This is a genomic window from Allobosea sp. AK1 (genome assembly GCF_006714945.1).
Lineage (GTDB): Bacteria > Pseudomonadota > Alphaproteobacteria > Rhizobiales > Beijerinckiaceae > Allobosea > Allobosea robiniae.
Genome location: NZ_VFMG01000001.1, coordinates 1371033 through 1393106, shown reverse-complemented (window position 1 = coordinate 1393106; position 22074 = coordinate 1371033). Strand labels below are relative to the sequence as shown.

Sequence of the window (22074 nt, the reverse complement as noted above, 5' to 3'; positions counted from 1 at the left end):
TCAGGCCGCCTTCGCCGTGCTGAGGAAGGTCTTCATCCGCTCCAGCGCCTTCTCGATGTTCTCCAGCGAGTTGGCATAGGACAGGCGGATATAACCCTCGCCGTGGACGCCGAAATCGGGGCCGCCGATGGTGGCGACGCCGGTTTCCTCCAGCAGGGCCGAGGCCAGCTTCTTCGCCTTCCAGCCGGTCTGCGAGACGTTCGGGAAGGCGTAGAACGCGCCCCGGGGCTCGATGCAGGAGACGCCGGGCAGGCCGTTCAATCCCTTGACCACCGCCTTCCGGCGCCGGTCGAACTCCGCCAGCATCATGTGCACCGCGTCCTGCGGGCCGGTCAGCGCGGCGAGGCCGGCCCATTGCGCGGGGGCGTTGACGCAGGAATGCGAGTTCACCGCGAGCTTGCGGGCATTGTCGAGCAGCGGCTTCGGCCAGATCGAATAGCCCAGCCGCCAGCCGGTCATCGCATAGGTCTTGGACCAGCCGTTGAGCAGGATCAGCCGGTCGCGGATTTCCGGATAGCTGAGAAGGCAGACATGCTTCTCGCCGTCATAGACCATCTGGTCGTAGATCTCGTCCGACATCACGGCGACATCCGGGAACTTCGCGAGCCCGGCGACGAGCTTGTCGATCTCGGCCTTGGGCGTGACGCCGCCGGTCGGGTTGGCCGGCGAGTTGATGATCAGCAGCCGGGTCTTCGGCGTGATCAGCGCCAGCGTCTCCTCGGCGGAGAAGGCGAAGCCGTTCTCCTCGCGGATCGGCACCGGGATCGGCGTCGCGCCGGTATACTCGATCATCGAGCGATAGATCGGGAACCCGGGGTCCGGATAGAGGATCTCGGCGCCGGGCTCGCCGAACATCAGGATCGCCATGAACATGGTGACCTTGCCGCCGGGCACGATCATCACGCTCTCGGGCGAGACCTCGACCGCGAAGCGCTTGTGCAGGTCGGCGGCGACCGCTTCGCGCAGGGGCAGGATGCCGTTGGCGGGGGTGTAGCCGTGATGGCCGTCGCGCAGCGCCTTCACCGCGGCTTCGACGATGTGGTCGGGCGTCGAAAAATCCGGCTGGCCGATGCCGAGATTGATGATGTCCTTGCCCTGGCGCTGCAATTCGGTGGCGCGGGCCAGCACGGCGAAGGCGTTTTCCTCGCCGATGCGGGAGAAGGAGGGGACGACGTGAAGGGTCATGGCGCGTTTCCTCGGGCAGCGTTGGCATGAAGCCGGCTGCGCCTGTCTTGGCGCCAAACCGGCGCGGCTGGCAAGCGCGGGCGGCGCATTCCGGGATTGTTGCATGCTGCATACAGCATGATTAAATAGTATGACTATCAGCCAGATTGGGCCTTGCCGAGCCGCAGGCGATGGGCATGATGGCTAGTCTCAAATCGTTTGAATGTGAGATCGGCAAGCGGCCGCCAGCGCCGCGCCGAACGAGAGGAAACGAGGATGGCCAAGGCACCCGGCAAGAAATCCGTTCGGCGCATCAAGCCCGAGCAGTTGCGCTCGAAGGCATGGTTCGACAATCCCGACAACGCCGACATGACCGCGCTCTATATCGAGCGCACGATGAATTTCGGCTTGTCGCGGGAAGAACTGCAATCGGGTCGGCCGATCATCGGCATCGCCCAGACCGGCTCGGACATCGCGCCCTGCAACCGGCATCATATCGAACTCGCCTCGCGCGTCCGCGACGGCATCCGCGAGATGGGCGGCGTGCCCTTCGAGTTCCCGATCCATCCGATCCAGGAAACCTGCAAGCGGCCGACCGCGGCGCTCGACCGCAACCTGCAATATCTCTCGCTGGTGGAGATCCTCTACGGCTATCCGCTCGACGGCGTCGTGCTGACGACCGGCTGCGACAAGACCACGCCGGCCCAGATCATGGCGGCCGCGACGGTCGACATCCCGGCGATCGCGCTGCCGGGTGGGCCGATGCTGAACGGCTCCTTCCGCGGCGAGCGCACCGGCTCGGGCACGATCGTCTGGAAGGCGCGCCAGATGATGGCGGCCGGCGAGATCGACTATAAGGGCTTCGTCGACCTCGTTGCCTCGTCGGCACCTTCCGCCGGCCATTGCAACACGATGGGCACGGCCTCGACGATGAACTCGCTGGCCGAGGCGATGGGCATGACGCTGCCCGGCGCCGCCGCGATCCCCGCGCCTTATCGCGACCGCTACGAAATGGCCTATCTCACCGGCAAGCGCATCGTCGAGATGGTCTGGGAGAACCTGATCCCCTCGAAGATCCTGACGCGCGAGGCGTTCGAGAACACCATCGTCATCAATTCGGCGATCGGCGGCTCGACCAACGCGCCGGTCCATGTCAACGCCATCGCCAAGCATATCGGCGTCAAGCTCGACAACGAGGACTGGACCAAGGTCGGCTACGACATCCCGCTGCTGGTGAACCTGCAGCCGGCCGGCGAGTATCTCGGCGAGGATTACTATCGCGCCGGCGGCCTGCCTGCCGTGATCGCGGAGCTGATCGAGAAGGGCAAGCTCAAGCCCGCCATCACCGCCAACGGGCGGACGCTGGAAGAGAACTGCAAGGGCGCCTTCTCGATCGCCCGCGAGGTGATCAAGAGCTACGATCAGCCGATGAAGGCGCAGTCGGGCTTCCTCAACCTCTCCGGCAACCTGTTCGATTCCGCGATCATGAAGACCAGCGTGATCACGCCGGAATTCCGCAAGCGCTATCTGGAGAACCCGAAGGATCCGATGGCCTTCGAAGGCCGCGCCATCGTCTTCGACGGGCCGGAGGACTATCACCACCGGATCGACGATCCGGCGCTCGCCATCGACGAGCACTGCATCCTGTTCATCCGCGGTGTCGGGCCGATCGGGTATCCGGGCGCGGCCGAGGTCGTGAACATGCGGCCGCCGGATTATCTCATCAAGAAGGGCATCACCGCGCTCGCCTGCGTCGGCGACGGGCGCCAGTCCGGCACGTCCGGCTCGCCCTCGATCCTCAATGCCTCGCCGGAAGCGGCGACCGGCGGCGGGCTCGCGCTGCTCAAGATGGGCGACAAGGTCCGTATCGACCTGAAGAAGCGCACCGCCAACATCCTGATCTCGGATGAGGAGCTGGCCGAGCGCAAGGCGGCCTTCAAGGCTTCGGGCGGCTACAAGTATCCGAAGAGCCAGACGCCCTGGCAGGAGATCCAGCGCAAGATCGTCGACGAGCTCTCCGAGGGCATGGTCCTCAAGCCGGCGGTCAAGTACCAGAAGATCCACAAGAAGTTCGGCATTCCGCGCGACAACCACTGAGGGGATGTCGCGTTTGAAAGAGTGTCTTCCCGTGCGCGCTGCGGCATGTAATGCCGCGGCGCAGACACGGGATCGTCGCCCGATAAAGGCGCCTTTGCTTCGTACGATCCCGCATCTGCGCAGCGGCACTTCGCGCCGCGGCGCGTGCGGGATGACACGCGGCACTGGCGCTTTCCCGTTGCCGTCGCCACCCACGCCATTCCGCCCGCGCATCGGCGTTCGCTGCGCGACGCGCGCCCAACGGGGCTGACAAACGATACGACCCTCGACACTATGGCAGTCGTTCGTTCCGCCTCCATTTGAAACGATTTAAACCATGGCACAGAGCCCGCAGGTCGAAGCCTTCCGCAAGCTCCACGAGGCCGGCTGCTTCGTGATGCCCAATCCCTGGGATCTCGGCTCGGCCCGCTGGCTGCGCGGGCAGGGCTTCAAGGCGCTGGCGACGACGAGCGCCGGCTATGCCTTCACGCAGGGACGCGCCGACCAGGACGTGCCGCGCGACATGATGCTCGCTCACATCGCCGAGATCGTGAAGGCGGTGCCCGACCTGCCGGTCAATGCCGATTTCGAGAACGGCTATGCCGATACGCCGGACGGCGTCGCCGCCAACGTCAAGCTCTGCGTCGCGACCGGCGTCGCGGGCTTGTCGATCGAGGATGCGACGGGGCGCCAGGACGAGCCGCTCTATCCGTTCGAGCTCGCGGTCGAGCGGATCAAGGCGGCGCGCAAGGCGATCGACGAGACCGGCTCCGGCGTCGTGCTGACGGCGCGCGCCGAATGCTTCCTGACCGGCCATGCCGAGCCGCTGAAGGAATCGGTACGGCGGATCGAAGCCTATGCGGCTGCCGGTGCCGACGTGCTCTATGCGCCCGGCCCGAAGACCCCGGCCGATATCGGAGCCATCGTCGCTGCGGCCGGCGGCAAGCCCGTGAACACGCTGATCTACGGCGATTTCGGGCTTTCCGTGCCTGAAATCGCGGCGACCGGCACGCGGCGCATCTCGATCGGCGGGGCGCTGGCGCGGGCGGCCTGGGCCGCCTTCATCGAGGCGACGCGGCTGATCGCGGAGGAGGGCAGCTTCAAGGGCTTCGCCGGCAACGGCGCCTCGGCGCCCCTGAATCCGTTCTTCACCAAAGACCTCGCGGAGCGCTCATGAGCGGCACGCTGCTGATCGCGCCGGAATGGCTCGGGCTCAGCGGCCTCTGGCAGATCGACGCCAAGGGCAAGCGTCGGGCGGTCGACGCCGAGGATGTCGGGCTCTCCGAGGCGGTTGCGGACCGGCTCGAAGCCTGGATGGATGCCTTCGACGCGATCTATGACGAGGATGAACCGGCGGCTTCCGATTTCAGCGACGCGGTCGAGCGGCTGGCTTGGGAAGCGGAAGGCGCAGCGCTCGCCCATGCCATTGCGGGAGAACTCGGAGCGGGCTGGGAGATCCGGCTCGACCTCGCCGGCTGGAAGGGGAAGGAAGCATCATGACGACGCTTCATTGGACGGCCCCCCCGTTCCCGCCGGCCAAGGTTCTGGAAGGCCAGTATTGCCGGCTCGAACCGCTCGATGTCGCCAAGCATATCGACGATATCTGGGCCGCCGATGTCGGGCGCGACAGCGTCTGGGACTGGCTCTCGGTCCCGCCGCCGAAGGACAAGGACGCATACCGCGCGCTGCTCGACTCGATGGTGGCGAAGGCCGGCATCGTGCCGCTCGCCGTGATCGACAAGTCCGACGGCAAGGCCAGGGGCCATCTCTGGATCATGGAGATCCGGCCCGAGCACGGCGTGTTCGAGGTCGGCTCGATCACCTATTCCCCGGCCTTGCAGCGGACGCGGGCGGCGACCGAGGCGATCTATCTCGTCGGCGATTACGGCTTCTCGCTCGGCTATCGCCGCTACGAGTGGAAGTGCAACAACCTGAACGAACCCTCCAAGCGGGCCGCTTTGCGCTTCGGCTTCCAGTATGAGGGGCTGTTCCGCCAGCACATGGTGGTGAAGGGCGCCAATCGCGACACCGCCTGGTTCTCGATGCTCGACGGCGAATGGCCGGTGCGCGCCCAGGCCTTCCGCCGCTGGCTGGCGCCGTCGAATTTCGACGCGCAGGGCCAGCAGAAGCTCGCGCTCGGTGCCTTCAACCAGATCGGAGGCCATGCGGGAACTGTCGCGCTGCGCCGGGCCGGGCTCGCGGACATCCCGGCGATCCTTGCGCTCAAGAACGCTGCCTATACGCCGAACGAGAGCATCATCGGCGTGCCCTCGCTGCCCCGCATCGCCGATTATGCGCAGGTCGTCGCCGAGCACGAGGTCTGGCTCGCGGAGGATGCCGGCAAGCTCGAAGCCGCGCTGGTGCTCGACATCGAGCCGGAGGATTTCACGATCTGGAGCGTGGCCGTCGCGCCGGAAGCGGCGGGTCGCAGGCTGGGCGCCGCGCTGATGGGCTTTGCCGACGAGCGGGCGCAGGCGCTCGGCTATGCTTCGGTCCATCTCTACACCCATGCCAAGCTGACCCAGCGCATCGGCTGGTACGAGCGGCTGGGCTTTTCCATCACGCATCATGAGGACATGGCCGACCGGCGGCTGACCCATATGCGCAAGACCTTTGCAAAAGCCGGTTGAAAGAGGACACGGGTATGGCAGGACGTTTGAAGGGCAAGGTCGCGGTCGTCACCGCCGCGGGGCAGGGGATCGGCCGGGCCATCGCCGAGGCTTTCGTCGCGGAAGGCGCCACCGTCTGGGCGACCGATAAGGACGTCGCCCTGCTGGAGGGCATTCCGAAGGCGAAGAAGCGCAAGCTCGACGTGCTCTCCAGCAAGGCGGTCAATGCCTTCGCCGAGAAGGTTGGCCCCGTCGACATCCTCGTCAACGCCGCCGGCTTCGTCCATCACGGCACGGTGCTCGATACCGACGACAAGGCCTGGGACTTCTCCTTCGACCTCAACGTCAAGTCGATGCACCGCACGATCCAGGCCTTCCTGCCGGGCATGCTGGCCAAGGGCTCCGGCTCCATCGTCAATATCGCCTCGGGTGCCGGCTCGGTGCGCGGCATCCCGAACCGCTACGCCTATGGCGCGACCAAGGCGGCGGTGATCGGCCTGACCAAGGCGGTCGCGGCCGACTACATCAAGAAGGGCGTGCGCGCGAACGCGATCTGCCCCGGCACGATCCAGTCGCCCTCGCTCGACCAGCGCATCAAGGATCTCGCCCAGGCGACGAAGACGACCGAGGCCGCCGCCCGGCAGGCCTTCATCGATCGCCAGCCGATGGGCCGGCTCGGCACGGCCGAGGAGATCGCTGCGCTCGCCGTCTACCTCGCGGCGGACGAGTCGAGCTACACCACCGGCCAGATCCATCTGGCGGATGGCGGCTTCGCCCTCTGAAGCGCTTTCGGACGGAGGGCGGCCGTCGCCCTCCGTTCCCCTGACGGGTTGCCGCGAAGAGCAGCCCGAGATGCGAACCGGATAGGGAGACGTCATGCATGTCCTGATCACGGGTGCGGCCGGCATGGTCGGCCGCAGGCTGGCGGAGCGTCTGGCGCGCGAGGGCCAGTGCGCCGGCCAGGCGATCGACAGGCTGACGCTGACCGATGTGGTGGCGCCCGCGCTGCCGGCCGAGCTTGCGGATCGCGCGACGATCCGCGTCGAGGATGCCGGCGATGCCGCTGTCGCCAGGGAATTGGCGGCGCTGCGGCCGGACCTGATCTTCCACCTGGCCGCGATCATCTCCGGCGAGGCCGAGCGCGATTTCGACAAGGGCTACCGCGTCAATCTCGACGGCATGCACAACCTGCTGGAGGCGATCCGGCATGAGGGCGGCGCTGCCTATGCGCCCAAGCTCGTCTTCACCAGCTCGAGCGGCATTTTCGGCGCGCCGTTCCCGGCGTCGATCTCCGACGAGTTCCACGTCACGCCGCTGACCAGCTACGGCACGCAGAAGGCGATCGGCGAATTGCTGCTGGCCGACTATTCGCGACGCGGCTTCGTCGAGGGCGTCGGCATCCGCTTCCCCTCGATCGTGGTCAGGCCGGGCAAGCCCAATGCCTCGGCTGGCGGCTTCTTCTCCGGCATCATCCGCGAGCCGCTGCAGGGGCAGGAGGCGTTGCTGCCGGTCAGCGACGAGGTGCTGTTCACCCATGCGAGTCCGCGTTCCGCCGTCGGTTTCCTGATCCATGCCGCCGGCCTCTCGCGCGATGAGCTCGGGCCGCGGGTCAACCTGACCATGCCCGGCGTCTGTGTCACGGTCGGCGAGCAGATCGAGGCGCTCCGCCGCATTGCCGGCGACAAGGCGGTGAAGCTGATCAAGCGCGCGCCCGATCCGGCCTCGGCGGCGATTGTCGCGGGCTGGCCGACGCGCTTCGACGCGAAGCGCGCGCTGGCTTTGGGCTTCACCGCCGAGCACGATTTCGACGAGATCATCCGCGTCCATATCGCCGACGATCTCGGCGGCCATCTCCCGAACTGACGAAACCTCAGAGCAAACCTTCAGGACAGATCCGATGCATATTCTCGTTCTCGGCGGCGCCGGCATGGTCGGGCGCAAGTTCATCGAGCGGCTGGCGCGCGACGGCCAGCTCGGCGGCAAGCCGGTGACCCGCGTGACGGCGCAGGACGTCGTCGTCGCCTCGCCGCCGCCGGCCGCGCCCTTCGATTTCGAGGCGGTGGTCTCCGATCTCTCGATCCACGGCGAATCCGAGAAGCTGATCGCGACGCGGCCGGAGGTGATCATCCATCTCGCCGCGGTCGTCTCGGGTGAGGCCGAGGCCGATTTCGACAAGGGCTACCGGATCAATCTCGATGGCACGCGCTATCTCTTCGAGGCGATCCGTCATGCGGAGGGCTATACCCCGCGCTTGGTCTTCACCTCCTCGGTCGCCGTGTTCGGTGCCCCCTTCCACGACAAGATCGAGGACGAGTTCTTCACCACGCCATTGACCAGCTACGGCACGCAGAAGGCGATCGGCGAGCTCCTGCTCTGTGACTATTCGCGGCGCGGTTTCTTCGACGGCGTGGGCATCCGCCTGCCGACGATCTGCGTGCGGCCGGGCAAGCCGAACAAGGCGGCCTCGGGCTTCTTCTCCAACATCATCCGCGAGCCGCTGAACGGCGAAGAGGCGGTGCTGCCGGTCTCCGATCAGGTCCGCCACTGGCATGCCTCGCCGCGCTCGGCGGTGGGCTTCCTGATCCATGCCGCGACGATGGATACGGCTGCGATCGGCCCGCGCCGCGCCCTGACGATGCCGGGTTATTCCTGCACGGTCGCCGAGCAGATCGAGACGCTGCGCAAGGTCGCCGGCGAGAACGTGGTCAAGCGCATCAAGCGCGTGACGGACCCGGTGATCGACGGGATTGTCGCCGGCTGGCCGCGCAATTTCGATCCGCAGCGCGCTCTGGCGCTCGGCTTCAGGTCGGAGGCGAATTTCGAGGAGATCATCCGCGTGCATATCGACGACGAGCTGCACGGGACCTTCGTGAAGTAAGACGAAACTGCACTTCCGTCATGGTCGGGCTTGTCCCGACCATCTACGCCTTCTTTGGTCAAGGTCCGTGTTCAAGACGTGGATGCTCGCCACAAGGGCGAGCATGACGGTTGCAGATCTTCAGGCCGGGCAGGGCTCGGCCTGTTCCTGCTGGCGCCGCGGCGGTATGCCGAGCGCGGGCGCACCGCGCGCCGGCTCCTGCTCCGGTTCCAGTTCAGGCGCATGAGCCCAGCCGCTGGCGCTCCAGCTCTTGAGCGCCGCCCAGGTCGAGCGGTCGAGCCGGAACTGCTCGCAGGGGAACAGCCCGCCGCGCGCCGGCAGCGACTTCAGGAACGAGCCCTCGGAGCGGAAGCCGGACTTCTCCAGCACCCGCCGCGAGGCCGGGTTGATGACGCGGGTATCGGCCTCGATCGCGGGCAGGTCGATCAGCGAGAACAGGCTGTCGATCAGGCCCTGCACGGCCTCGGTCGCGCAGCCCTTGCCCCAGTGCGGGGTGCCGAGCCAGTAGCCGATGAAGGGCACGCCCGTAGCCTGCCTGTGCGCGCTGATCATGCCGATCAACTCGTTGGGCTTCGACCGCGGGGTGATGGCCAGCGCGAGATGCTCGCCCAGCGCGTTGCCCTTGCGCATCGCGAAGATGAAGGGCTCCACCGCCTGGGGCGGGTAGGGATGGGGGATCGATGCCGTCATCTCGGCCACCGCCTTTTCACCGGCAAGGCGCAGGATGGCATTGGCATCGGCCATGCGGGGCCAACGCAGCCAGAGACGCCGGGTCTCGAGCCGGAAGACATCGTCGCGGGTCAGTTCGGGGAACATATCGTCTCTCCGTCGGCGCAAACGAAAAAGGGAGCTGGGACTTTGGTCCCATCTCCCCTTCGCTGACCTTCGGGAGACCCGTATTGGGTCTTTTAACCCTTGATCCGTTCGGTTCGATGGAACCGGCGGATCGAGAGAATTCCCTATCCGCCTTTTACTCTGCGGCCTCTTGGGCCGGAACTACGTTCACGAAAGCTCGGCCGAGTTTCGTCGTGAATCGGACTCGGCCATTCGCCGTCGCAAAGAGGGTATGGTCTTTGCCCATGCCGACATTGGCGCCGGCATGCCACTTGGTGCCGCGCTGACGGATAATGATGTTGCCCGGAATCACGGCCTGGTCGCCGAACTTCTTGACGCCGAGGCGCCTGCCTTCGGAATCGCGACCGTTGCGGGACGAACCGCCTGCCTTTTTATGAGCCATAACGCCCTACCTCAAAACTTGTGCTGTCTCTGTAACCCGAATCGGCGGCGAAAGCCAGCCGGTTCAGGTCCGACGATCAATCTGCGCTGACGGATGCCGTCAGTAGTCCTCGCCCGAAGCCAGTTCGGCCTGGTCGGCCTTGGCGCGCGGCGGCTTGCCGGCGAGCAGCTCCTTGGCCTGCTCGACCCACTCCTCGCGGGTGGCGCGGCCACGCAGCTTGAGCTCCTCGTCCCACTTGGCGATGTCGGCCTCGGTCCAGGCGGCGATGTCGTTCCAGGAGGTGATGCCGGCGGCGCGCAGCTTCTTCTCGATGGTCGGGCCGACGCCCGAGATCAGCGAGAGGTTCGAGGCGTCGAGGCCCTCGGCCGCCGCCGCAGCCTTGGCGGCCTTCGGAGCGGCCTTGCCCTTGGTCGCGGTCGAAGCGGCCTTCAGCGCCACAGCGGAGGCATCGCCCTTCTTCATCTCCGGCTTCTTGCCGCCGGTGAGGATGTCGGTGATGCGGATGACGGTCAGCTCGGCGCGGAAGCCGCGCTTGCGCTTCGAATTCTGGCGGCGGCGCTTCTTGAAGGCGATGACCTTCTCGCCACGAGCCTGCTCGACGATTTCACCGACGACGGTGATGTCGGAGAGGGCCTTGGCGTCGAGCGTGGTCTTCTCACCCTCGGTGAGCATCAGCACGGAGCCGAAAGCGACGGTGTCGCCCGGGTTGCCTTCGATCTTGGCGGCGGTGATCTTGTCGTTGGCGGCGACGCGGAACTGCTTCCCGCCGGTCTTGATGACTGCGAACATTTTGTCCTCCATGTTCGGCCCCGTCCTGTCACGGCGCTTCCGGTGGGAGCGCCTGCGGGACGGCTTTTTGGCAGTCGATTGCGTGGTCTGGCTTGCTCTTGCGACATGCGACGCAGCGCACATGCCAAAAGAGATCGGGCGCGAGTTTCCCCGCGCCGGACGGTGCTCGATAGTCGCAAGGCCGGAGCAGGTCAAGCGAAAGCGGCGGGGAAGAGTGGATTTCTCCTGCGCAGGAGGCTTGCTCCCCGGACGCGGCTTGTGTAGTAACCGCCTCGCTTCGACCGAAGGCGACCGCGGACAGGTGGCAGAGTGGTTGAATGCACCGCACTCGAAATGCGGCATACCTGCAAGGGTATCGGGGGTTCAAATCCCTCCCTGTCCGCCATCCTCTCAATTCACTGCGCCGATCTGGAACGAGACGCGGCGGCGTAAGGCTCCCGTTCTCCATCCCCACGCGATCCTTGGTGTCGGTGTGCGAGGCGGGCTTGCGGCTCGCTGGAAACGGCTACCGGCACGGAACGGGGTTGAACTGACCGGCCAGGTTGCGCCTTAATCGCGGCTCCCACAGCAAGGAGGCCCCCGATGCGATTGGCGCTTGCCATTATCACCCTGGCTCTCACCGGCTGCAACAGCACGCCTCAATCCCAGCATCCGACGCGGGATTACACCGTGGGCACGGCGGAGTGCTCGAAATTCGGCTGGGGTACCGCCCAGATGGCGGAATGCCTCGATCGTACCGCCGAACGCCAGTCGGCAACGGTTTCGCAAGAGCGCACAGGCGAAGCCGGCTAGATCGCCGGGCGGCCTTTCGGATGTGAAGTGTCGATCCGCTGCTGTAGCCGGCAACGAATCGGCAGACGTCTTCGGACTCCCTTTGAACCGCTGCCGATCCCCCGTGCAGCCTGAACTGTTGGTTCGTCGCAAATTCGCAAGCAGGGTTGCACGCTGCCCTCAGGCGCGGCAAAGATGGGTACATGATCAGGATCTCGATTGCCGCCAGCCTGGTTGCCGTTCTGGCCGCCGGCTGTGTCTCCTCCCGGCCCCAGCCTGTCCAGCAGACTGCGGCTCCTTCCGCCAAGCGCATCGTCCGCGACGGCGGGCAGCTGGTTCTGCCGGACGGCACACGCGTCTCGCCGGATCATACCGGCGGTTTCACTCTGCCGAACGGCGATTACGTGAAGCGCGAGCGAGGGGCGCTGGTGTTGCCGACGGGCGCACGCTGCCAGCCCGACGCAAGCGGGTATATCTGCCCCTGAGGCCGAGGCGCCGGATGACGGCGCCTGCCTCGCCGCTCATTCTCTTTTCAGCCCGTTCATGACGAGCGGGCCTGCTACTCAGGCTGCGTCGGATGCCTGCCGACGCTTCTTCGCCGTGCCCGCGCCGGAATCGTCGGTGTCGTCGAGGACGTGGTTATGGCTGCGGAAGGCCCAGATCTCCTTGGCGGCTTCCCAATGCTCGCGGTCGCGGCCCTCGGGCTGTCCGTCCTTGATCCAGAGCCCGTAGGCGATCTTCCGGATCTCGTGCTGGGTCTTGTCGTCCTGCTTCATGTCTCGCCTCCATGATCGTTCCCCGATGCGCATCGGGGAACTCTGGTTTCGGAGAGGATGACGGCCTTGCCGTGCAGGGGAACAACCGCGGATCGGCCGGGTTGTTCCCGCGCGCGATGAAAGATCCAGCCCGGCGAGGGCGGGATGTTCAGGTCTTTGCGGTCGCCAGATCTGCTTCGCCGGGCGTTTCGGTTTTTGCTTGAACGGGACGGCGGGCATAACGCTGGGCCAGGACCGCGCAGGCGAAGAGCTGGGCCTGGTGGAACAGCATCAGCGGCAGCACGATCAGGCCGAGCGCCTGGCCGGGGAACAGGATGTTCGCCATCGGGATGCCGCTCGCCATGCTCTTCTTCGAGCCGCAGAAGACGATGGCGATCTCGTCCTCCTTGGAGAAGCCGAGGCGGCGGCTGGCGAAGGTCGTGATCGCCAGCACTACGGCGAGCAGCACGACGTCGATGATGATGACGAGTCCGAGATCGGCGAGCGTGACCTGCGACCAGATGCCGGCGACCATGCCCTCGCTGAAGGCGGCGTAGACGACGAGCAGGATCGAGCCGCGATCGACCAGCGAGATCGGCGCCTTGTGGCGCTGCAGGAAAGGGCCGATCCAGCGGCGGAGCAACTGCCCGACGAGGAAGGGCAGCAGCAATTGCAGGGCGATGCTCTCGACGGCACGCGTGCTGAAGCCGCCGCCTTTCGAATCGAGCAGCAGGACGACGAGCAGCGGCGTCAGCACCATCCCGAAGAGGTTGGAGACCGAGGCGCTGCACAGCGCCGCCGCGACGTTGCCGCGCGCGATCGAGGTGAAGGCGATCGAGGACTGCACGGTCGAGGGCAGGATGCAGACGAAGATCAGGCCGGCGATCAGTTCGGACGGCAGGAAGCCGCCGAAGATGCGCGTGAGCAGCAGGCCGAGCAGCGGGAACAGCAGATAGGTGCTGGCGAAGACCAGCGATTGCAGGCGCCAGTGCAGCAGGCCTTCCCAGACCGCCAGCGGCGACAGCCTTGCGCCATAGAGGAAGAAGAGGAGGGCGACCGCGACGGACACGGCGTCATTGGCGATCTCGGCCCCAGTGCCATGGGCGGGGAACACGGCCGCGACCGCGACGGTGGCCATCAAGGCGATCAGATAAGGATCAATGCCGAAGCGGGCGAGGGTGCGGCGGAGCATCTGCGGTCCTTGTGATGAGATGGCGCCTTCTAAACTCTTTCACGTTCATTTTGATCTGGACTGGCGGCGATATCGGCTATCATGAATCATGATGAATATCCGTCCCGATCCGAAGCCGCTCGATCCCGTCCTGCTGCAGAGCTTCCTGAAGGTCTGCGAGACGTTGAGCTTCACCGAAGCGGCACGCCAGCTCGGCCTGCGCCAGTCCTCCGTCAGCCAGCATGTCGCGCGGCTGGAAAAGCGGCTCGGGCGGCGCCTGCTCGCGCGCGACACCCACGAGGTGCGACCGACGCCGGACGGGGATGCGATCCTGCCCTTCGCGCGGCAGGCGCTCGAGGCGGGACAGCGGATCGAGCGCCATCTCGCCGGCTCGACCCTGCGCGGGCGTCTCAGGCTCGGGGTCTCCGAGGATTTCGCCTATACGGCATTGCCGGAGATCCTCGCCGCCTTCGCCATGCAGCATCACGCGGTCGATCTGGAGCTGACGGTGGGCTTGAGCGGATTGCTCTACGAGCAATATGACGCGGGCGATCTCGACCTGATCTTCGCCAAGCGCCGCAAGGGCGATGCGCGCGGCGAGGTCGCCTGGCAGGAACGGCTGGTCTGGGCCGGCCGGCCGGGCACGGGATTGGCCGAGCAGCCGGTGGTGCCGCTCGTGCTCTATCCGCCGCCGAGCATCACGCGCGTCCATGCCATCGAGACGCTGGAACGAGCGGGCCGCGCCTGGCGCGTCGCCTGTACCAGCGGCAGCCTCGCGGGCCTGCGCGCGGCGACGGTGGCGGGGCTCGGCATCACCGCCCATTCGGCTCGCCTGATTCCGCAGGGGCTCGCCGAGGTCGAGCCGCGTGACGCGCTGCCGCCGCTGGGGACGATCGAATTCGTCGTGATCGGCGGGCAGTCGCATCAGGCGGCGGCACGGGCGCTCGCCGACAGCATCCTGGCGAGCGCGGAGCGCCTCCTGCCGGAAGCGTCGCGGCGCGTCAGGCGCGGTTAGGCTTCAGATCGCCATCCTGTGGGAGAGCGTCTTCACGGTCATGTAGTGGGGGAGACCCTCGGCGCCGCCCTCGCGCGCCTATCCGCTGTCCTTGACGCCGCGGAATGACGGTGGAGGTTCAGCGCACCAAGGTGCGCACGCGGTTCTCGACCAGCCGGACCAGCCCCAGCGCCGTCATCTCCGAGGATTTCGGGTTCGTGGCGAGCGGGCGGTTCTCGATGGCGATGTCGAGCTTGCCGAAGGCGCCGCGCGCGCTGAGCTGGTGGCCGTTGCCGCCTGCTGCAGGGTCGGCGACAAGCTCGACACGGGTGCGATCGAGCCCGATGCCGGCGAGCGCCGAGATCACCGCGACATTGGCGTTCTGCGGAAAGCGCGAGGCAGCCTCGCGGGCCGTACCGGAGAAGAACGCGGTCGCCTCGGTGATCCCGTCGAGTCCGAGCAGGCTTTCGGCCGAGGTCCCGCGCCAGGCGGCCGGCGGCTTGACGATGCGGTGGACGACCTCGTCGAGCGGCAGCAGGGAGGCAGCGGCGATGCCGTCGATGCCGGCGAGGGCGCCCGGCGGGATCAGGAGCTGGCTGCCGCGGCTTTCGGCGGCGGCGATCAGGCGAGCGAGCAGGGCGTCGTCGCAGAAGGCGCTGGTCGAGGCGACGGCGAAAGCCGGAGCGTGCACGAGCGCCGCCTTACCCCAGATGCCGACAGCCTCACGCCCGGCGGCTTCGACGACGAGATCGAGATCCAGGCCGGCGAGTTCATCCGGCTCCGTGATAAGCTTCGCTCCGGCTGGGATGTCGCCGGCTGCGGCGGGGTTGCGGACGGCGACAGCGGCGATGGTGATGTCGCCGCTGCTTCGCTCCGCCAGCAAGTCCGCGACACGGCGGTTGATGGCGCCCCAGCCGATCAGGGCGAGACGGAGCGGTTTGCGAGGTTGCATCGTCATGAGCCTTCCGCCGTTTGCAAGGCGAGATCGAGCAGGGGGCCGCCGTTCAGGCCTTCCAGCATGCTGAAATGGCGGCCCGCACAGATCAAGGGCGCTGGCGCCTGCGGGCGCGGCGGAGCCGCCGGTGACACTGACCCGCGACAGCGGCATCCGCCTTTTGACCGGGCTCGGCATCGCCGTGCTGCCGACCTATGCGCGGGCGGTGGCGCCGGCTTCGGTACTGGTGCGACCGCTGACGGAGCCGTCGATCTCACGGGACATCGTGATGATCCGGCTGGGCGGGCGCGCGGCCTCGCCGGCGCTCTCGGCTTTCGAGGGGCTGCTGCGCCGCTTCGTGCGTCAGCTCGCGCCGAGCGAGGCCGGGTGAGGGGCGCATGCCGGCCTCGTCCGCCGTCGTCAGGGCGAGAGAAAGCGCGCGACGGTATGACCGGCCGCTCGCCGTTGGCGGATCACGATCGATGGCCTAAGAACGGACGACGCCTCGCAGCCAAAGGAGAACGATGCCTTCCCCGCTACTGCTGATCCTCGTTCTACCCTTTGTCGGCAGCCTGGCCGTGGTCCTATTCCCGGGCGTTTCCCGCGAGCCGGCGACCTGGATTACCGGGGTTACGATGCTGGCCTGCCTCGTCGTGACCGGGGCGCTTTATCCTGATGTCAGCGGCGGAGATGCCGTCCGGGTTCAGATCGACTGGATACCGTCCCTCGGGCTTGACTTCACCCTGAGGATGGACGGTTTCGCCTGGATTTTCGCGATGCTCGTCAGCGGCATCGGGCTTCTGGTCGTTATCTATGCCCGGTATTACATGTCGGCCGAGGATCCGGTCCGTCGCTTCTATATGTTCTTCCTGGCCTTCACGGGATCGATGCTGGGGGTCATCCTCTCGGGAAACCTGATCCTTCTGGTCGTGTTCTGGGAACTGACCAGCATCTTCTCATTCCTGCTGATCGGCTACTGGCACCATACCCAGCCAGCGCGCGACGGCGCCCGCATGGCCATGACCATAACGGGCATGGGCGGCCTCGCTTTGCTGGGCGGCGTGCTGATCGTCGGCCATATCGTCGGCAGCTACGACCTCGACGACGTCCTGCGATCGGGCGACCTGATCCGTTCGCATCAGCTCTACGTCCCGGCGCTTGTGCTGATCCTCCTCGGCGCGCTCACGAAAAGCGCGCAGTTTCCCTTCCATTTCTGGCTGCCCAACGCCATGGCCGCGCCGACGCCCGTCTCGGCGTTCCTGCATTCGGCCACCATGGTGAAGGCTGGCGTGTTCTTGATGGCGCGGCTGTGGCCGGTGCTCTCCGGCACGCCCGAATGGTTCATGATCCTGGGCATCGCGGGAATGGCGTCGTTCGTGCTCGGCGCCTACCTCGCCATGTTCCAGCATGACCTGAAGGGACTCCTGGCCTATTCGACGATCAGCCATCTGGGCCTGATCACGCTGCTGCTCAGCCTCGGGAGCCCGCTCGCGGCCGTGGCGGCGATTTTCCACATGCTCAACCATGCGACCTTCAAGGCATCGCTGTTCATGGCGGCCGGGATCATCGACCACGAGACGGGCACGCGCGACCTGCGGCGGCTCTCCGGCCTGTTCCGCTACATGCCGATCACGGGCACGCTCGCCATGGTGGCAAGTGCCGCGATGGCGGGCGTTCCGCTGCTGAACGGCTTCATCTCGAAGGAGATGTTCTTCGCGGAAGCCGTAGAGACCCACGCCGATTCCTGGCTGGACACCGCCGCTCCCTACGCGGCCGTGCTCGGCAGCGCGCTCGCCGTCGCCTATTCCCTGCGGCTGATCCATTCGATCTTCCTGGGAGAGCCCCCCGAAAGCCTTCCCCGCGAGCCCCACGAGCCGCCGTTCTGGATGCGGTTCCCGGTGATGTTCCTGGTCATCGCCTGCCTCGTCGTCGGCATGATTCCGGCCCTGACCATCGGCTCGTTCCTCCATGTCGCCGTTTCGTCCGTGCTGGGTGCCGCCACGCCACAATACAGCCTGGCGGTCTGGCACGGCTTCAACCTTCCGATGGCGATGAGCGTGCTCGCGCTGGCGGCCGGCGCGCTTCTGTATCTCGGCATCGGCAATTACCTCGAGCGTTCCGAACGTCCGCCGCTTCTTGGCCGGATCCAGGGGCAACGCATCTTCGAGCGGGTGATGGTCGCGATTTCGTGGCGCGCAGCGCCGCTGGTCGAGGACATCTTCGGCACCAGGCGCCTTCAACCGCAGATGCGTCTGCTGGTGGCGGCCGCAGTGGCCGCCGGCACCGTCCCGCTGCTCGCTTCGGGCCTCTCCTTCGGGGCCTTCGGCAACGGCACGACGGATCTCGCCTTCACGGGCCTTTGGTGCGTCGGGATGATCTGCGCCGTCGCCGCCGCCTATCAGGCCAAGTTCCACCGCCTCGCGGCACTCGCCCTGCTTGGCGGCACGGGGCTCGTGACCTGCGTGACCTTCGTCTGGCTCTCCGCGCCGGACCTTGCCGCGACCCAGCTCGTCGTCGAGATCGTGACGACCGTGCTCATCCTGCTCGGCCTGCGGTGGCTGCCCAAGCGGCTGCAGGACGTGCCGGAACCGAGCGGCTGGCTGCCGCGGCTGCGCCGCTTCCGGGACCTCACGATCGCCGTCGTTGCGGGCCTGGGAATGACGGCGGTCTCCTATGCGGTGATGACTCGCACGCCGCCCGACACGATCTCGAAATTCTTCGTCGAGAAGGCCTATAGCGAAGGCGGCGGCCGCAACGTCGTCAACGTCATTCTCGTCGATTTCCGCGGTTTCGACACGCTGGGCGAGATCACGGTCCTCGGCATCGTCGCGCTGACCGTCTTCGCGCTGCTGCGACGTTTCCGCCCCGCGCCGGACAATATCGAGCGGCCCGAACAGCAGCGCATCCAGTGGTCCTTTGACGAGGCCGAGCCGGAGGTGGAGGCCGGAGCGACCAAGACAGAATACCTCTACCTGCCATCCGTGATCATGCAGTGGATGTTCCCGGTCGTCATCGTCCTGGCCGCCTATCTCTTCCTGCGGGGGCATGACGCCCCGGGAGGGGGCTTCGTGGCCGGCGTCGCCATGGCGGCAGGCTTCATCCTGCAATACATGGCTGCGGGCACGGTCTGGGTCGAGGACAGGCTGCGCATCCTTCCGGTTGTCTGGATCGGCGGCGGCCTGCTTCTGGCCGCGTTCACCGGGGCGGCCTCGATGCTGCTGGGAGATGCCTTCCTCACCTCGTATTTCCGGTATGTCGAGCTGCCGCTCGTCGGGAAGGTCCCCATGGCGAGCGCGACCCTGTTCGATCTCGGCGTCTTCAGCCTCGTGGTCGGGGCTACGGTGCTCATGCTGATCGCCATCGCCCACCAATCCGTCCGCCGCCTGCGCGCGGCCGCCCGTCTCGAAGAGGAGCGCCGGCGATGGAACTGACGCTTGCAATCGCCATCGGCGTTCTCACCGGATCGGGTGTCTGGCTGGTCCTGCGTCCGCGCACCTATCAGCTCGTCATCGGCCTGTCGCTGCTCTCCTATGCGGTGAACCTCTTCATCTTCAGCATGGGCCGGCTGCGCGTCGGAGCCGCTCCCGTGCTGGAATCCGGCGGCGCGGGGAATCCGGCGGATTATGCCGACCCGATTCCGCAGGCGCTCGTGCTCACGGCGATCGTGATCGGCTTTGCCACGACCGCCCTCCTTCTGGTCGTGCTGCTCGTCGCCCGCGGGCTAACGCGCAACGACCATGTCGACGGGAGGGAGCCGAACTGATGGAGTGGACGAGGCACCTTCTCATCGTCCCGATCCTGCTTCCGCTGATCACGGGGGCTGCCCTGCTGTTGATCGACGAGCTGCGCCACACGCTGAAGGCACTGCTCAGCCTGGCATCGACCTTGCTGCTCCTGGTGACGGCAATCGCCCTGATGCGCCTGGCAGACGGAGTTCCCGGCGGGAGCGCAGCCCTGTCCTCGTCCTATGCCGTCGCCAACTGGCCCGCGCCTTTCGCCATCGTGCTGGTGCTCGACCGGCTGTCGGCGCTGATGCTCACCCTCACGGCCGTGCTGGCGGTCGCCTCGCTCGTGTTCTCGACGGCGCGCTGGGACCGGGCGGGGCCGCATTTCCACACGCTCCTGCAGTTCCTGCTCATGGGGCTCGGCGGCGCGTTCCTGACCGGGGACCTGTTCAACCTCTTCGTCTTCTTCGAGGTCACGCTGGCCGCGTCCTACGGGCTGTTGCTACATGGTTCCGGCGCCTTCCGGGTTCGCGCCGGGCTCCACTACATCGCGATCAACCTGGCCGCATCGCTGCTCTTCCTGATCGGCGTCAGCCTGATCTACGGGACCGCCGGAACGCTGAACATGGCCGATCTCGCCGTCCGCCTGCCGAACGTGCCGGCCGAGGACCAGGCCCTGCTCCGCGCCGGCGTCGCGATCCTCGGCACCGCCTTCCTGGTCAAGGCCGGGCTGTGGCCGCTCTGCTTCTGGCTTCCTTCCGCCTATATGGCGGCAGCGGCTCCCGTTGCCGCGATCTTCGTCGTGCTGACCAAGGTCGGCACCTATGTGCTGCTGCGCCTCACGCTCCTGCTCTTCGGCCCCGAGACCGGCGATATTGCGGGCTTCGGCAGCATGGTCCTGCTGTGGGGCGGCATGGGCACGATCGCCTTTGCGACATTCGGGCTGCTCGCGTCCCAGGCGATGGGCAGGCTTGCCGGCTACAGCGTGCTGATCTCCTCGGGGACCTTGCTCGCGGCTGTCGGCATCGGCGATGCCAGGGTCGTGTCTGGAGCGCTGTTCTACCTGGTCAGCTCGACCCTCAGCGTGGCTGCCCTCTTCATGCTGATCGAACTGGTGGAGCGGGCACGCGAGCCGGCGGCGGACCTGCTGGCCGTCACCATGGAGGCGTATGGCGACGAGACCGACAAGGGCGAGGAACACGAGGACGAGGAGGTCGGCGTGGCCATGCCGGGAGCGCTCGCCATCCTGGGCATCTCGTTCGGATGCGCCGCGCTCCTGCTCGCGGGCCTGCCGCCGCTATCGGGGTTCATCGCCAAGTTCGCGATGCTGACGGGGATGCTGAACCCGGACGGGCTGGGGGCTCCGCCCGCGATTCCAGGGCGCATCTGGCTCTTGGTCGCGCTGGTCATCCTGTCCGGCCTGGCGGCGCTGGTTGCGATGATGCGCAGCGGTATCCGGATATTCTGGGCGCCGCTCGAGGTCATCATTCCGCGCGTGCTGGTGGTGGAGGTCGCGCCGATCGTCGCGCTGCTGGCACTCTGCATGGTTCTTGCGGTCCAGGGTGGCGCGGTGCTCAGCTATACCGACGCCGCGGCGCAGGCGCTGCATGCCCCGTCGAGCTATATTCAGAGCGTATTGGGGGCGGGGCACCCGCCGGGCGTGTCCCGATGAGCCGCGCGCTGCCCTATCCACTCCTGACCGCGGCGCTGCTGCTGATGTGGCTGCTGCTCACCTCCTTCTCGACCGGGCAGCTCCTCGTCGGTGCCGCGGTCGCGATCGGAGCCTCCCACGCGATGGCGGCGCTGCAGCCATCCAAGCCCAGACTGAGGCGCTGGCAGCTCCTTCCCAGGCTTCTGGGCATCGTGGTGCTGGACATCCTCCAGTCGAACATCGACGTTGCCAGGATCATCATCGGTGGGGACCGTCGCGGCCGGGTCGCGGGCTTCGTCGCCATACCGCTCGACCTGCGCGACAAGACCGGCCTGGCTCTGCTGTCATGCATCGTCACCAGCACGCCCGGGACGGCCTGGGTCGAGTACGCCCCGGATACCGGCGTGCTTCTGATCCATGTGCTCGATCTCGTCGAGGGGGCCGACTGGGTCTCCCTGATCAAGAATCGCTATGAGGCGCTGCTCATGGAGATATTCGAATGACCGCCGCAATCCTCCTGTGGTCGGTCATGGCCGCGCAGGCGATGCTCGTCGCCGCCATGGCGTGCTACGCCTACAGGGTCATCCGGGGGCCGCGCGCGCAGGACCGGGTGCTTTGCCTCGACGCCATGTATGTCTGCGCCATGCTGCTGATCCTGACGATCGGCATCCGCACCGGCAGCGCGATCTATTTCGAGGCGGCCCTGATCATCAGCGTGCTCGGCTTCGTCTCGAGCATCGCGCTCGCCAAGTTCCTGATGCGCGGCGAGGTGATCGAATGACCCCGGCCGAGAACCTGCCCGCCTGGGCGGCCCTGTCGACGGCCGTCCTGGTCCTCCTGGGCGCCGCACTGACCCTGGTCGGCGCGATCGGAACCTTGCGCTTCGGCAGCTTCTTCGAGCGGGTTCATGCGCCGACGCTCGGCACAAGCTGGGGGACCGGAGCGATCCTGCTTGCGTCGGTCGTCTGCTTCTCGGCACTGGGATCGCGGCCGATCGTGCACGAGATCATGATCGGCGTCTTCGTCACCATCACGACGCCGGTCACGCTCATGCTGCTCGCTCGCGCGGCGCTTTACCGGGATCGGGTCGAGGACGATGCAAATGTCCCCCCGCGAACCATGTTGCGTCGCCGCAGCGTGAACGCCGCAGCGCCGGAATCGGGAGACGAGCAGCCGCGCGGATGAACGCGCTCTACGCGGGCAACAGGCGACAAGCTCTCATATGACTTACCTGCCCGGGAGACCGCGTGCCGGGGCCTTGTGCGCTGTCATGGCCCCATTCGCGGCCCAAACGAAAACGGCCTCCCGGGAGGGAGGCCG

24 protein-coding genes, 1 tRNA gene and 1 pseudogene are annotated in these 22074 nt (G+C 66.8%); 19 read left to right on the top strand and 7 right to left on the bottom strand.

Annotated features, from left to right (window positions below):
- A complete protein-coding gene (locus tag FHT98_RS07080) occupies positions 1–1185 on the bottom strand; it encodes a pyridoxal phosphate-dependent aminotransferase (RefSeq protein ID WP_142113321.1) in 1185 nt (394 codons plus the stop codon).
- Between the two features lie 255 nt (positions 1186–1440).
- Here FHT98_RS07080 and FHT98_RS07075 point away from each other — a divergent pair, with 255 nt between their 5' ends.
- From FHT98_RS07075 to denD (FHT98_RS07045), 8 genes and pseudogenes are all read left to right on the top strand, one after another.
- On the top strand, positions 1441–3261 hold the full coding sequence (locus FHT98_RS07075; protein ID WP_091856911.1) for an IlvD/Edd family dehydratase: 1821 nt from the start codon (positions 1441–1443) through the stop codon (positions 3259–3261).
- Positions 3262–3577: 316 nt separating this feature from the next.
- On the top strand, positions 3578–4417 hold the full coding sequence (locus FHT98_RS07070; RefSeq protein WP_142113319.1) for an isocitrate lyase/PEP mutase family protein: 840 nt from the start codon (positions 3578–3580) through the stop codon (positions 4415–4417).
- On the top strand, positions 4414–4740 hold the full coding sequence (locus tag FHT98_RS07065; RefSeq protein WP_091856913.1) for a hypothetical protein: 327 nt from the start codon (positions 4414–4416) through the stop codon (positions 4738–4740). The genes FHT98_RS07070 and FHT98_RS07065 overlap by 4 nt, the downstream gene beginning before the upstream one ends.
- A pseudogene (locus tag FHT98_RS26715) lies at positions 4737–5399 on the top strand (GNAT family N-acetyltransferase); the annotation flags it as partial. The gene FHT98_RS07065 and the pseudogene FHT98_RS26715, both read left to right, overlap by 4 nt.
- 105 nt (positions 5400–5504) lie before the next feature.
- A complete protein-coding gene (locus tag FHT98_RS26710) occupies positions 5505–5870 on the top strand; it encodes a GNAT family N-acetyltransferase (protein ID WP_349236276.1) in 366 nt (121 codons plus the stop codon).
- Positions 5871–5884: 14 nt separating this feature from the next.
- Positions 5885–6631, top strand: a complete 747-nt coding sequence (locus FHT98_RS07055) for an SDR family oxidoreductase (RefSeq protein WP_061970123.1) — start codon at positions 5885–5887, stop codon at positions 6629–6631.
- A 94-nt stretch (positions 6632–6725) separates the two neighbouring features.
- Complete coding sequence (gene denD / locus FHT98_RS07050; RefSeq protein WP_142113315.1) at positions 6726–7712, top strand: D-erythronate dehydrogenase; 987 nt, start codon at positions 6726–6728, stop codon at positions 7710–7712.
- A 34-nt stretch (positions 7713–7746) separates the two neighbouring features.
- A complete protein-coding gene (gene denD / locus FHT98_RS07045) occupies positions 7747–8727 on the top strand; it encodes a D-erythronate dehydrogenase (RefSeq protein WP_061970120.1) in 981 nt (326 codons plus the stop codon).
- A gap of 120 nt (positions 8728–8847) precedes the next feature.
- Here the strand turns inward: denD (FHT98_RS07045) and FHT98_RS07040 are convergent, their stop codons facing one another.
- From FHT98_RS07040 to FHT98_RS07030, 3 genes are all read right to left on the bottom strand, one after another.
- The gene (locus tag FHT98_RS07040; protein ID WP_142113313.1) at positions 8848–9543 is read right to left on the bottom strand and encodes a GNAT family N-acetyltransferase; all 696 of its coding nucleotides are present in this window, start codon (positions 9541–9543) and stop codon (positions 8848–8850) included.
- 154 nt (positions 9544–9697) lie between these two features.
- Positions 9698–9964 carry a 50S ribosomal protein L27 gene (gene rpmA, locus FHT98_RS07035; RefSeq protein ID WP_061970119.1) on the bottom strand — a complete coding sequence of 89 codons (267 nt, stop codon included), beginning with the start codon at positions 9962–9964 and terminating at the stop codon, positions 9698–9700.
- 99 nt (positions 9965–10063) lie between these two features.
- A complete protein-coding gene (locus tag FHT98_RS07030) occupies positions 10064–10753 on the bottom strand; it encodes a 50S ribosomal protein L21 (RefSeq protein WP_061970318.1) in 690 nt (229 codons plus the stop codon).
- 295 nt (positions 10754–11048) lie between these two features.
- On the opposite strand from FHT98_RS07030, the gene FHT98_RS07025 reads away from it, so the two are divergent.
- The 3 genes from FHT98_RS07025 to FHT98_RS07015 all read left to right on the top strand — a co-directional run bounded on the left by FHT98_RS07025 (position 11049) and on the right by FHT98_RS07015 (position 12009).
- Positions 11049–11138 (top strand) — tRNA-Ser (locus tag FHT98_RS07025).
- 197 nt (positions 11139–11335) lie between these two features.
- Entirely contained in the window at positions 11336–11545 is a 210-nt protein-coding gene (locus tag FHT98_RS07020) for a hypothetical protein (RefSeq protein ID WP_061970118.1), read from the top strand.
- A 182-nt stretch (positions 11546–11727) separates the two neighbouring features.
- On the top strand, positions 11728–12009 hold the full coding sequence (locus FHT98_RS07015) for a hypothetical protein (protein ID WP_061970117.1): 282 nt from the start codon (positions 11728–11730) through the stop codon (positions 12007–12009).
- 78 nt (positions 12010–12087) lie between these two features.
- Here FHT98_RS07015 and FHT98_RS26155 read toward each other — a convergent pair whose 3' ends face one another.
- The gene (locus tag FHT98_RS26155; protein ID WP_185745090.1) at positions 12088–12300 is read right to left on the bottom strand and encodes a DUF2934 domain-containing protein; all 213 of its coding nucleotides are present in this window, start codon (positions 12298–12300) and stop codon (positions 12088–12090) included.
- A 148-nt stretch (positions 12301–12448) separates the two neighbouring features.
- Positions 12449–13471 (bottom strand): bile acid:sodium symporter family protein, encoded by a 1023-nt coding sequence (locus tag FHT98_RS07005; RefSeq protein ID WP_142113309.1) that lies wholly within the window; start codon positions 13469–13471, stop codon positions 12449–12451.
- Positions 13472–13559: 88 nt separating this feature from the next.
- On the opposite strand from FHT98_RS07005, the gene FHT98_RS07000 reads away from it, so the two are divergent.
- Entirely contained in the window at positions 13560–14465 is a 906-nt protein-coding gene (locus FHT98_RS07000) for a LysR family transcriptional regulator (RefSeq protein ID WP_142113307.1), read from the top strand.
- A gap of 118 nt (positions 14466–14583) precedes the next feature.
- Here the strand turns inward: FHT98_RS07000 and FHT98_RS06995 are convergent, their stop codons facing one another.
- Positions 14584–15402 carry an aspartate dehydrogenase gene (locus FHT98_RS06995; RefSeq protein WP_091856921.1) on the bottom strand — a complete coding sequence of 273 codons (819 nt, stop codon included), beginning with the start codon at positions 15400–15402 and terminating at the stop codon, positions 14584–14586.
- 124 nt (positions 15403–15526) lie between these two features.
- Between FHT98_RS06995 and FHT98_RS06990 the strand changes: the two genes are divergently transcribed.
- From FHT98_RS06990 to mnhG, 7 genes are all read left to right on the top strand, one after another.
- Positions 15527–15769 (top strand): LysR substrate-binding domain-containing protein, encoded by a 243-nt coding sequence (locus FHT98_RS06990; protein WP_244511978.1) that lies wholly within the window; start codon positions 15527–15529, stop codon positions 15767–15769.
- 133 nt (positions 15770–15902) lie between these two features.
- The gene (locus FHT98_RS06985) at positions 15903–18809 is read left to right on the top strand and encodes a monovalent cation/H+ antiporter subunit A (protein WP_142113305.1); all 2907 of its coding nucleotides are present in this window, start codon (positions 15903–15905) and stop codon (positions 18807–18809) included.
- Positions 18800–19141 carry a Na+/H+ antiporter subunit C gene (locus tag FHT98_RS06980; RefSeq protein ID WP_091856924.1) on the top strand — a complete coding sequence of 114 codons (342 nt, stop codon included), beginning with the start codon at positions 18800–18802 and terminating at the stop codon, positions 19139–19141. The genes FHT98_RS06985 and FHT98_RS06980 overlap by 10 nt, the downstream gene beginning before the upstream one ends.
- Complete coding sequence (locus FHT98_RS06975; protein ID WP_142113303.1) at positions 19141–20775, top strand: monovalent cation/H+ antiporter subunit D; 1635 nt, start codon at positions 19141–19143, stop codon at positions 20773–20775. The genes FHT98_RS06980 and FHT98_RS06975 overlap by 1 nt, the downstream gene beginning before the upstream one ends.
- Positions 20772–21257 (top strand): Na+/H+ antiporter subunit E, encoded by a 486-nt coding sequence (locus tag FHT98_RS06970; protein ID WP_142113301.1) that lies wholly within the window; start codon positions 20772–20774, stop codon positions 21255–21257. The genes FHT98_RS06975 and FHT98_RS06970 overlap by 4 nt, the downstream gene beginning before the upstream one ends.
- Positions 21254–21535 (top strand): K+/H+ antiporter subunit F, encoded by a 282-nt coding sequence (locus tag FHT98_RS06965; RefSeq protein ID WP_061970106.1) that lies wholly within the window; start codon positions 21254–21256, stop codon positions 21533–21535. Before FHT98_RS06970 ends, FHT98_RS06965 begins: the two co-directional genes overlap by 4 nt.
- Entirely contained in the window at positions 21532–21939 is a 408-nt protein-coding gene (gene mnhG / locus FHT98_RS06960; RefSeq protein ID WP_142113299.1) for a monovalent cation/H(+) antiporter subunit G, read from the top strand. The genes FHT98_RS06965 and mnhG overlap by 4 nt, the downstream gene beginning before the upstream one ends.
- Positions 21940–22074 lie beyond the last annotated feature (135 nt).